This window comes from Trichococcus shcherbakoviae, from assembly GCF_963666195.1.
Classification (GTDB): Bacteria; Bacillota; Bacilli; order Lactobacillales; family Aerococcaceae; genus Trichococcus; species Trichococcus shcherbakoviae.
Window position 1 is genome coordinate 2,518,405 of the sequence record NZ_OY762653.1, and the last position, 11,671, is coordinate 2,530,075.

Here is an 11,671-nt window from a genome sequence, read left to right on the forward strand (position 1 = left end):
CGCGCAATCGACCAGAAATACTCTGGGTCGATTGCGCGCCTTTATTCGCATCCACTGAACAAATTGGTTCGGTAGTTCAGTGGATGATGTCTTCGATATTGTTTATGTTCTTGGATTTATTGCCCGGTGTCGCTTTGTAGCTGCGGACCAATTTGTTGAAGTGGACCAGATCGTCTTCGTAAGCCAGGATGGCACTCATCAGATGAATGATGCCGTAGCTTTCAGAACTGCTGTACTTGCCGTAATCACTTTCTTCCTGGGCACGCTGGAAAAAGACATCCATCATTTCATGGCGTTGGGCCTTATCGGCTTCAAAGAAATTGACTTGATTGGCCCGAACGCGTCCGCTGAATTTCAACATGATCTGTTCGTGGCCGCTCATTAAGGTTTCCAAACGTTCACGGATCATGATGCGCATTTCAACAGGGAATTGATAGAAAACATTTTCGTAATCGTGCAGGACTTCCAGGACGTGGAAGGCGGAGCGGGTCGTTTGGATCATTTTGCGGTAAACGACGAGCATCTTTTTGTTCTGATATTTGTTTTGTTTGTTGAACAGACCGCTTTCGGTCAAGTATTGATAAAGGTTGTCCATTTTTTTGAGCTGCGTGCGTGCCCATTTCAGATCGTTGTTCATGATGGAATATTCGGTGTTCTTGCGCAAACCGGCGCGGATCCAAATCAGAAACTCGGTAGTGGCATAGTCCACCGTGTGGTACAAGCGTTCATCGTACCGCGGAGGGGCGACGAATGTATTGACCAAAAAGGCGATGATGACGCCGACGAACGTTTCCAATACGCGGTAGGTTGCACTCAACATCAAATTGTCATCCGTGCCGACCATGATGACGATCAATGTCACGATCGACAGCCCGATCACGTCTTCGAGCTTGAGAGCATTCAGGATGGCGATCAGCAGCATGACCGAAATGCCGAGAAGATAGATGTTGTATCCCAAAGTCATGACGACAAACACAGCGACCAAGCCGCCAATCGTGTTTGCCATCATCCGGCTCTTCAGATTTGCGTATGATCGGCCGAGTGAAGGCTGGGTGGAATAGATGGCAGCAATGCCTGCGATGACACCCCCGCCTTCGAATCCGAAGTATTGGGCGACGATCATTGATAATGCGACGGCAAGACCCGTTTTAAAGGTGCGGGCGCCAAGTTTCATATAAGTTCAGCTCCATGTCAATAAATGATATTAAAAGAGTAATCCTTGTTAAGAATATACTAATCCCGTGTCCATGTAAAGATTGATAGGATTGTTGTCGGACAACTTTTGCGGTGGATACGCCTCCATCTGCGTCCGAGTAATGAAAAGTAAGTATTTTTTTGTGAATGTCAGGGGCTTATGTATTGCTATTTTTGACAAATCGATATATGATGAACTCAGCTAAATGTAAATTATAATGACTATCATATACAAGTGATTCCAGAAGAGGGGGGATACACCATGCACCATACAATCGTAAATGATTCAATCGAAAAAATGAAAAACGCAAATATCCGAATTACACCGCAACGTTACGCGATTTTGGAATATTTGGTCGAGTCCAGAATGCATCCGACAGCGGATGATATCTACAAAGCGTTGGCCGATCGTTTTCCTAACATGAGCGCAGCCACTGTTTACAACAACTTGAGACTTTTTGTAAAAATTGGCTTTGTGAAGGAATTGGCTTATGGGGATGCTTCAAGCCGTTTCGACTTCAGCAACACGCAACATTATCACGCCATCTGTGAAAGCTGCGGAAAAATCGTCGATCTTTATTATCCGGTATTGGATGATGTGGAGATGGTTGCCGAGAATTTGACCGGTTTCCAGGTCAGCCATCACCGCATGGAAGTCTACGGCATCTGTCCTGAGTGCCTGGAAAAAGGGGTCCAAAAAGAAGACGTCGATGATGGAGCCGAAGCTGCGGGACATCATCACCACCATCATTAATAAGTATGAGCTCTTCCTCCAATCTTGAGAGGGAGAGTTTTTTTGTATCACAAATGAACCCCCTAAGCCAACGTAGCGGCTCAGGGGGTTCGTTTTGGATAGGTTCAGTTCTCTTTCGGTTTGCTCATGGCAATGGATTTGTCGATGGTTGTCTGGACTGCCGAGATGACCGCTGAGCGGAATCCATTTTTTTCCAATTCGGCAACGGCTTCGATTGTCGTTCCGCCTGGGGAACAGACCATGTCCTTCAGTTCGCCTGGGTGTTTACCGGTTTCCAGCACCATTTTTGCGGAACCAAGGACTGCTTGCGCCGCAAATTTATAGGCTTGTTGGCGGGGCAAGCCGCCGCGGACGGCTCCGTCTGCCAAAGATTCGATGAACATGAAGACCAAGGCCGGGGAAGAACCGCTGACGCCTGTAACTGCGTCCATCATGTATTCCGAAACCATTTCACTGCGACCGAAGCTGTCGAAGATGTTTTTGACATCAGTCAACTCAGCGACGTTTACCACTTCATTTGCGCAGATGCCGGTCATGCCTTCGCCGACCAATGCAGGGGTGTTCGGCATGGCGCGGACCACTTTCAACTTGCGGCCGAAGCGTTCTTCGATGTCGCTTAAGCTTTTTCCGGCTGCAATCGTAACGATGACGACATTCTCTTTGATGGCCGTTTTGATTTCGTCGATGACGACATTGTAGATATTCGGTTTGACTGCCAAAAAGAGGATATCCGATTCGGCTGCCACTTGTCTGTTGTCTGCCGCGATGCGGATGCCGTGTTGTTCTTTCAAGGCTTGCAGGCTTTCGTTATCTTGGCTGGATACGATGACTTGGTTAGGTGCGACAAGTGCAGAACCGACAAGCCCGCCGATGATGGCTCCGCCCATATTCCCGCTGCCGATGAATCCGATTGTTTTTTTCATGAATGAGGACTCCTTTTGGATGTTGAGTAAGTTAGTTTAATTGCTTTAACTTCATCATTATACCAAGGAAATGGGGAAATCGTACACAAAATGATGGAATGCTGCAAAGTATGGGCATCATCGCATCCTGTGATTTGTTTTTATTAGGCCTTTTGGGTAAGCTTAAGGTAAGTATTTTTCCAACGAATAATGATGGCTAGCTTCACGGGTTAGCCCTTCGGAAATTAGATAAATCGTACCTATTGCGCTCTTCGATGCTCATTCGGCACGATTTCCTAAATTTCTTTCAGGGCTGAGCGAACCCGTTCCGCTTTTCACATCATAAAAGTGAGGTTTTTGATATGGGTAATGTGCGTGAGTGGTGGCATGAATTGATTGTGTATCAAGTGTATCCGATGAGTTTCCAGGATTCCAACGGTGACGGTGTCGGGGACATCCGCGGTGTCATTAGCCGATTGGACTATATTCAAAATTTGGGCGTCAATATGATATGGCTGAATCCAATCTTCCAATCGCCGAAAGTCGATAATGGCTATGACATTTCCGATTTTCTGGAGATCGATCCGATTTTTGGGACGATGTCTGAAATTGAAGAGCTTATCCTGGAGGCGCACAAACGAGGCATCAAAGTCATCTTCGATTTTGTGATGAACCATACTTCGGACCAACATCCTTGGTTCCAGGAAGCATTGAAGGGGAAAGGCAATCCCTACCGCGATTATTATATCTGGGCGGACGGAAAAAACGGCGGGAAAGATTTGCCTAACAACTGGGAATCGTTTTTCACAGGCACCGTCTGGGAAAAGGAACAAGCAGGTGACCAATATTATTTCCATCTGTTTGCGAAGGAAATGCCCGACCTGAATTGGGCCAATCCGGAAGTGCGGCGCGCGATGGTCGACATCGCCTTTTTCTGGCTCGACAAGGGAGTCGACGGCTTCCGTTTGGATGCCTTCATCCATCTGCAAAAGCAAGAAGGTTTCCCGGATGTGGAAGGGCTGGATGAAGGGGAAATCGGCCTGGCCGAGAACTATTACGCCAATCTTCCAAAAATCAACGAGTACATGAAATTCTTCACCTCAACTTTGCGGGAACGTTATCCGGACACCTTCATCGTCGGGGAGGCAGCCTCGGCCACCGTCGAGCTGGCGCGTTCCTATACGGATCCGGTTGTCGGAGGCTGCGATACGGTCATCACTTTCCGTTACTTCACGATGGATGATAAAGCGAAAGACCCGCGCCTTTCCCCAAATATGCAGAAGACGAAACTCCTCTACGGCGCCTTCAAGAAAAATCTGCAGGAGTGGCAGAAAGTCATGGCGGATGTCGGTGGTCCGACGCTTTATTGGAATAATCATGATATGGCCCGGGTCGTTTCCCGGATCGGGGACGACACTGCCTACCGCGATAACAGCGCGAAAATGTTGGCAGCATTGATGTATCTCCAGAAGGGCATCCCCTTTATCCTGAACGGGGAAGAAATTGGGATGAAGAATCTTTTCCTCGATGACATCAACGATTTCCATTCCCCGGAAGCGCAAACGTTTTATAAGAATGCGCTTGCTTTGGGATACAGCGAAGAAGCAGTTCTCTACAATCTGCGGGAAAGTTCCAAGGATGCCAGCCGGGGTGCGATGCAATGGGGCCAGTCAGTTTTTGCCGGTTTTTCGACGGTTGCCCCATGGAGTGGTGTCAATGTCGAAGCGGCCTATAACGTAGCGGCGGAAGAAGCCGACTCCGAGAGTATCCTGCATTTTTACCGGAAAGTATTGGATCTGAAGAAGACGGATTTGTTCATTGACGGGGACTATCGTCTCTGGGATACGCACGATGACTTCTTTGTCTACGAGCGCGTGATGGACAAGAAAGTCGGATTGGTCATCTGTAACGTCACGGACCAACCGCGCGAATTCGTGCTTCACCCGTTGGAACAGCATGCTTACCGCCAGATTCTGTTGCAGAATGAAGGGAACAGAATGGAAGGGGAAACCTTGTACCTGGCGCCTTACGGTGTGGCTGTTTTCCAGACCGATTACAATAGTTAAACTAGTCAAGGAGGATCTTTATGGCAAAAGACACACGCTTGAACTTACGGAATGAAATCATCTATTGCATATATGTGCGTAACCATACACCTGAAGGGACTTTTGCTGCCGTTATCCCTGATCTGCAACGGATCCGGGGGCTGGGCGCGGACATCATCTGGTTCATGCCGATCCATCCCGTCGGCGAAACGAAGCGCAAAGGGGTGGAAGGCAGTCCCTACGCCATCAAAGACTACCGCGCTGTCAATCCAGCATACGGAACGATGGACGACTTCAAAGAACTGGCCGCCGCTATCCACGATTTGGGCATGAAGGTGATGATCGATGTCGTCTACAACCACACTTCGCCGGATTCACGGCTTGTCGAACAACATCCGGAGTGGTTTTACCGTAGACCGAACGGCGAAATGGGCAACAAAGTCGGCGAGTGGTACGACATCGTCGACTTGGATTACAGCCATCCGGATTTGCGGGATTATCAGATTGAGACGTTGAAACAGTGGGCTTCGATTGTGGACGGCTTCCGCTGCGATGTCGCGAGTCTCGTGCCCTTGGACTTTTGGGTCCGCGCCAGAAAAGAAGTCGCAGAAGTCAAAGAAGGTGTCGTCTGGTTGGCTGAATCAGTCCACCCGAGTTTTCTGAGGATGAATCGGGATCGCGGTAATGTCGGGCATTCCGACAGTGAATTGTACGAAGCGTTCGACATCACCTATGACTATGATGTGCACGATTTCCAACAGGCTTACTTCTGGGGAGAAATCAGCCTCAAAAACTATCTGGATATCCTTCTTTTTCAGGACGGCATCTATCCCATTAATTACGTCAAACTGCGTTTCTTGGAGAACCATGATCACCCGCGCATCCGCTCAAAGATCGATGACATCGGCAGATTGCGGAATTGGACTGCCTTTGCCTATTTCCAGAAAGGGACACTGCTGCTCTTCGGCGGACAGGAGACCGCGACGGACCATCTTCCGGATCTGTTCGAAAAGGATCCGATTGCGTGGGCCAGCGAGGAGGATCTGACGCCCTTGCTGCAGCGGCTGCAACGTTTCAAAAGGGAAGCTGCCGTTCGGGAAGGGAGTTACGACATGAAGGCAGCTTCCGGAGCGGAGACAGTTATCGGCTATTATCGGCATGGGAACGAAAGGCTGACGGGCATTTTCTGTCTGGATGGGAAAGCTGCCAAAGTTGCTGTCGATTTACCGGATGGTGTTTACCGCAATCTGTTGGATGATCAGGACTATCAAATCAGTGAAGGTTTGCTGGAAACCCGAAGCGTGCCGATATTGTTCAAGAGCTACGGCGAAGCGCTGCTGACCGAGGTCTGAGTTTGCAGGGGATGAATGATGGGGCGGATCGGAAATACAGCAGTATCAATCGTGATTACGCTTGCATCGAGGTGGTCAAAATTGGGATAATAGAGACATCAAAACAATCATTCTTATGCGGGCTCCGAAAAGGACCGGCATCTGATTCCGGAAAGAAGGACTGTTATATGAAAAGACTGTTTGATATCGATCCTTGGAAAATAAAGACAACTGTGTTGAATATAGAAGAGAAGCGTCTGCAGGAAAGTCTGACCGCGATCGGCAACGGATATATGGGGATGCGAGGCAATTTTGAGGAGGGCTACTCAGGCGATACACATGAAGGGACCTACTTGGCGGGCGTGTGGTATCCCGACAAAACGCGTGTGGGCTGGTGGAAGAACGGCTACCCGGAATATTTCGGGAAAGTCATCAATGCCATGAACTTCATTGCTGTCGGAGTCCTTATCGATGGCGAACCGCTTGATTTGGCGAAGCAACCTGTTGCGGATTTCCACATGGAATTGGACATGCAGCGCGGCGTATTGAACAGCAGTTTCATTTGGAAAAGCGAGGGCGATGCTGCAGAAATCAAGTTCACTTTTCAGCGCTTCGTCAGCATATCCCAGAAGGAGCTTTGTCTCGTGCGGGTAACGGCAGAAGTGCTGAAAGGCTCGGCCGACCTGGAATTCCATCCGCGTCTGGACGGCAACGTGACGAATGAGGATTCGAATTACGAGGAAATGTTCTGGGAGGAAGCTGGTCGCACGCTGGATGCGCCTGTCAGTCTGAGCACCAAAACGATTCCGAATCCATTCGGGATCGATCGGTTTACAGTCACAGCAGCAATGAGCAACCGCATTTCCGGATTGGGGCAAACCGGCAGCAACGAAAGCGGCCTTTTAGTAGAAGAAACTTTTTCCGGACTCGTTTCCGCGGGCGAAAAGATCATTTTGGACAAGTATGTCGCTGTCATCACCAGCCGGGACATTCCGGATGCCGAGCAGGCGTTCATCGCCAAAAAGATGGCAACTGAAGCTGTTGGAGAAGGCTACGACACGCTTCTCGCCGCGCATGAACGTGCTTGGGAAGCGAGATGGGCGAAAGCGGACGTGAAAATAATGGGCGAAGACGAAGCTCAGCAAGGGATCCGCTTCAACCTTTTCCAATTGTTTTCTACCTATTATGGAGAAGACGAACGCTTGAACATCGGTCCGAAAGGCTTCACCGGCGAGAAATACGGCGGCGCCACCTATTGGGATACGGAGGCATACATGGTGCCGATGTACCTTTCCGTGGCCGATCCGAAAGTCACCCGCCAATTGTTGCGTTACCGTCATCAGCAGTTGCCGGGTGCTTTCCACAACGCACGCCAGCAGGGATTGAAAGGGGCTTTGTATCCGATGGTGACTTTCACCGGGGTCGAATGCCACAACGAGTGGGAGATCACTTTCGAGGAAATCCACCGCAACGGGGCGATTGCGCATGCCATCTACAACTATACGAACTACACAGGGGATGAAAGCTATCTCGTCGAAACAGGGATCGATGTCCTCGTCGGTATTTCCCGGTTCTGGGCGGATCGGGTCCATTTTTCCAAACGCAACCAAAAATATATGATCCATGGCGTTACTGGCCCGAACGAGTACGAAAACAACGTCAACAACAATTACCACACCAACAATATGGCGACGTGGACACTCCAGTACACGTTGGACGCGCTCAAAAAAGGGTCCCCCGAGAAATGGGCAGAGCATGGCCTGACGGAAGCGGAAACGGACCGCTGGAAAGATATTGTTGCCCGGATGTATTATCCGTATGATGAGGAACTGGGGGTTTTTGTCCAGCATGACACGTTCCTTGATAAAGACCTTCGTCCTGCCGATACGTTGGATCCGAGCGAAAGGCCATTGAATCAGCATTGGTCATGGGATAAGATACTCCGCTCTCCGTTCATCAAACAGTCCGATGTGCTGCAGAGCATCTATTTTCTGAATGACCGGTACAGCATGGAAGAAAAGAGACGCAATTTTGATTTCTACGAACCGATGACTGTGCACGAATCATCCTTGTCGCCTTCCGTTCATGCCGTTCTGGCTGCGGAACTCGGAAAGGAAGAAAAAGCGGTCGAATTGTACGCGCGCACCGCAAGGTTGGATCTGGACAACTACAATAATGACACGGATGACGGGCTCCACATCACTTCGATGAGCGGTGCCTGGTTGGCTATCGTCCAAGGCTTTGCCGGAATGCGCGTGAAAGACGGATTCCTGCATTTCAAACCATTTGTTCCGAAAAACTGGCAAGGTTATGACTTCAAAATCAATTTCCGCGGCAGCCTGCTTGATGTGCAAGTGATCGGTGGAGAAGTGACCCTCACTGTTGAAGAAGGACCAGAGCTAGCTGTGTATTTAAATGATGAATTGGTGCAAGTGAATGAAGCTGTCGCCGTCAAGACGAAGCTCTGATCGAATTGGGGGCTGCTGGAAGGCAGCCCTGATTTGCGTTCTGTCATCGAACTTGGAGGAATACACAAAAATAATTCAAATAACAAATTCAAATAATTTTTAAAAAATGGGCAACATTCACTTGAAAGGCAAGCGCTTTCATGTTATTATTACAGTGTAAAGAAGGATATATAACTCGAAAGGGTTGTATAAAATGAATTCTTTACATAGAACCAATTGAAGTTCTTGCATCTTATGGTTTTAATTTCATTCATGATCGAGTAGAGACTTTAAGTATAGACCCGAAAAATCTAGAAAAGATTCAACATGACAGATTGAATGAAAAAAGTAACGTAGCAGCAGAAAAGATTTAGATTAGCTTGAAAAACTATGAAAAATTGATTTAACCTGTGAAGTTAAAACCGTAATAGAATGGATAAAGGTTCAGAAGTGAGAAACATTTTAGGCGAGTAAACTTAAAATGTTATCTCGAAGAAGATTCGTGTTTAAATGTGAGTGGCGAGATGCCCCGTTTAAATGTTTGATGAATCTTCAGTACTACAACTTCATATTGTGGCCATGTTCCTCATTCAGTGGAAAAGAAGTCCGGAAGTTTGTAAGACTCACATGAACGAAGATCATGTCAACGAACATTAACTTTAAATACCAACGTCTACATTGTTGGTAGATAAATCAACAGGAACTAGTGCTACAAGCATGAAGTGAGGCAACCTCGCAATTTGAGGTTGCCTCTTTGATTTTCTCGCGCTGTTTCAGCAGTATTTTTGGGGAATTCAGTATATGCAGCCCTACAATTGAAAAAATAATCGGGTTTCCCTTAAAATGATGAATCCACAATAATGCCGATGCACTCCTGTTGACAGGGCTTACATTTTTGTGGTAAAGTTTAGTTCCTCGGTAATCCGACGCGTTTTATTCTGAAATCTGTTTGACACAGGTTTGAAATGATGATAGTATTATGAAGTTGTCTTTTGTAAGGCAGCGTCAAGATAAGATTCATTGTTGACAGCAAGATAAAACGATGTTATCATATGAAAGTTGCTGATTCATCCAGCCGACAGTTAAATAAATAATTTTAAAAACTGTTGACAAGGTGCGGTGACCGTGATAATATAAATAAGCAATCACGTAACACGTGATGCGCGATTGACCTTTGAAAACTGAATAAAGAATGAACGAACCAAATGTGCAAGGAGCTTAGACTTCGGTCGAAGCAAACGAAGACGATACTTAGTATCGCAAACATAAAGTCAGCAAGAAATTAAGAGCTATCAGCTTAACGTGTAGGATTTCTGTACAAGAGTCCACATTTACATGAGAGTTTGATCCTGGCTCAGGACGAACGCTGGCGGCGTGCCTAATACATGCAAGTCGAACGGTCTTTTCTATGGAAGCTTGCTTCCACTGAGAAGATAGTGGCGGACGGGTGAGTAACACGTGGGTAACCTGCCCATAAGAGGGGGATAACATCCGGAAACGGGTGCTAATACCGCATAGTTTTCTTGATCGCATGATCGGGAAAGGAAAGACGGCCTTTGTGCTGTCGCTTATGGATGGACCCGCGGCGTATTAGTTAGTTGGTGAGGTAATGGCTCACCAAGACGATGATACGTAGCCGACCTGAGAGGGTGATCGGCCACATTGGGACTGAGACACGGCCCAAACTCCTACGGGAGGCAGCAGTAGGGAATCTTCCGCAATGGACGAAAGTCTGACGGAGCAACGCCGCGTGAGTGAAGAAGGTTTTCGGATCGTAAAACTCTGTTGTCAGAGAAGAACAAGTTGGAGAGTAACTGCTCCAGCCTTGACGGTATCTGACCAGAAAGCCACGGCTAACTACGTGCCAGCAGCCGCGGTAATACGTAGGTGGCAAGCGTTGTCCGGATTTATTGGGCGTAAAGCGAGCGCAGGCGGTTCCTTAAGTCTGATGTGAAAGCCCACGGCTCAACCGTGGAAGGTCATTGGAAACTGGGGAACTTGAGTGCAGAAGAGGAGAGTGGAATTCCATGTGTAGCGGTGAAATGCGTAGATATATGGAGGAACACCAGTGGCGAAGGCGACTCTCTGGTCTGTAACTGACGCTGAGGCTCGAAAGCGTGGGGAGCAAACAGGATTAGATACCCTGGTAGTCCACGCCGTAAACGATGAGTGCTAAGTGTTGGAGGGTTTCCACCCTTCAGTGCTGCAGCTAACGCATTAAGCACTCCGCCTGGGGAGTACGGCCGCAAGGCTGAAACTCAAAGGAATTGACGGGGACCCGCACAAGCGGTGGAGCATGTGGTTTAATTCGAAGCAACGCGAAGAACCTTACCAGGTCTTGACATCCTTTGACAATCCTAGAGATAGGACTTTCCCTTCGGGGACAAAGTGACAGGTGGTGCATGGTTGTCGTCAGCTCGTGTCGTGAGATGTTGGGTTAAGTCCCGCAACGAGCGCAACCCCTATTGTTAGTTGCCAGCATTCAGTTGGGCACTCTAATGAGACTGCCGGTGACAAACCGGAGGAAGGTGGGGATGACGTCAAATCATCATGCCCCTTATGACCTGGGCTACACACGTGCTACAATGGATGGTACAACGAGCAGCAAGACCGCGAGGTCAAGCGAATCTCTTAAAGCCATTCTCAGTTCGGATTGCAGGCTGCAACTCGCCTGCATGAAGCCGGAATCGCTAGTAATCGCGGATCAGCACGCCGCGGTGAATACGTTCCCGGGTCTTGTACACACCGCCCGTCACACCACGAGAGTTTGTAACACCCGAAGTCGGTGAGGTAACCTTTTTGGAGCCAGCCGCCTAAGGTGGGACAGATGATTGGGGTGAAGTCGTAACAAGGTAGCCGTATCGGAAGGTGCGGCTGGATCACCTCCTTTCTAAGGAATATAATGGAATCCTTGCTTGGTTCAATCATTCTTTGTTCAGTTTTGAGAGATCAATCTCTCAAGCAAGAAAATTTGTTCTTTGAAAACTGAATACTACAA

At 48.3% G+C, this 11,671-nt stretch carries 6 protein-coding genes and 1 rRNA gene; 5 read left to right on the top strand and 2 right to left on the bottom strand.

Features of this window, described 5'->3' with window-relative positions; translation table 11 throughout:
* Positions 1–76: 76 nt before the first annotated feature.
* Positions 77–1,174 (bottom strand): FUSC family protein, encoded by a 1,098-nt coding sequence (locus tag ACKPBX_RS11905; RefSeq protein WP_119094055.1) that lies wholly within the window; start codon positions 1,172–1,174, stop codon positions 77–79.
* A 282-nt stretch (positions 1,175–1,456) separates the two neighbouring features.
* Here ACKPBX_RS11905 and perR point away from each other — a divergent pair, with 282 nt between their 5' ends.
* Complete coding sequence (perR, locus tag ACKPBX_RS11910) at positions 1,457–1,948, top strand: peroxide-responsive transcriptional repressor PerR (protein ID WP_086629687.1); 492 nt, start codon at positions 1,457–1,459, stop codon at positions 1,946–1,948.
* 104 nt (positions 1,949–2,052) lie between these two features.
* On the opposite strand, the gene proC is transcribed toward perR, so the two are convergent.
* Positions 2,053–2,871 (bottom strand): pyrroline-5-carboxylate reductase, encoded by an 819-nt coding sequence (gene proC, locus ACKPBX_RS11915; protein WP_119094056.1) that lies wholly within the window; start codon positions 2,869–2,871, stop codon positions 2,053–2,055.
* Positions 2,872–3,212: 341 nt separating this feature from the next.
* Here proC and ACKPBX_RS11920 point away from each other — a divergent pair, with 341 nt between their 5' ends.
* From ACKPBX_RS11920 to ACKPBX_RS11935, 4 genes are all read left to right on the top strand, one after another.
* Positions 3,213–4,916 (top strand): alpha-glucosidase, encoded by a 1,704-nt coding sequence (locus ACKPBX_RS11920; RefSeq protein ID WP_319995524.1) that lies wholly within the window; start codon positions 3,213–3,215, stop codon positions 4,914–4,916.
* Positions 4,917–4,936: 20 nt separating this feature from the next.
* On the top strand, positions 4,937–6,247 hold the full coding sequence (locus ACKPBX_RS11925) for an alpha-amylase family glycosyl hydrolase (RefSeq protein WP_140186308.1): 1,311 nt from the start codon (positions 4,937–4,939) through the stop codon (positions 6,245–6,247).
* 167 nt (positions 6,248–6,414) lie between these two features.
* Positions 6,415–8,694: a maltose phosphorylase MdxK gene (locus tag ACKPBX_RS11930; protein ID WP_319995525.1), complete on the top strand. Its 2,280-nt coding sequence runs from the start codon at positions 6,415–6,417 to the stop codon at positions 8,692–8,694.
* A 1,310-nt stretch (positions 8,695–10,004) separates the two neighbouring features.
* Positions 10,005–11,563, top strand: a 16S ribosomal RNA gene (locus ACKPBX_RS11935).
* The last annotated feature ends 108 nt before the right edge of the window (positions 11,564–11,671 follow it).

Bases quoted from the DNA above. Each gene is read 5' to 3' on its own strand.
- ACKPBX_RS11925 (WP_140186308.1), top strand. From the start codon at position 4,937: ATGGCAAAAGACACACGCTTGAACTTACGGAATGAAATCATCTATTGC.
- ACKPBX_RS11905 (WP_119094055.1), bottom strand. From the start codon at position 1,174: ATGAAACTTGGCGCCCGCACCTTTAAAACGGGTCTTGCCGTCGCATTA.
- perR (WP_086629687.1), top strand. From the start codon at position 1,457: ATGCACCATACAATCGTAAATGATTCAATCGAAAAAATGAAAAACGCA.
- ACKPBX_RS11930 (WP_319995525.1), top strand. From the start codon at position 6,415: ATGAAAAGACTGTTTGATATCGATCCTTGGAAAATAAAGACAACTGTG.
- proC (WP_119094056.1), bottom strand. From the start codon at position 2,871: ATGAAAAAAACAATCGGATTCATCGGCAGCGGGAATATGGGCGGAGCC.
- ACKPBX_RS11920 (WP_319995524.1), top strand. From the start codon at position 3,213: ATGGGTAATGTGCGTGAGTGGTGGCATGAATTGATTGTGTATCAAGTG.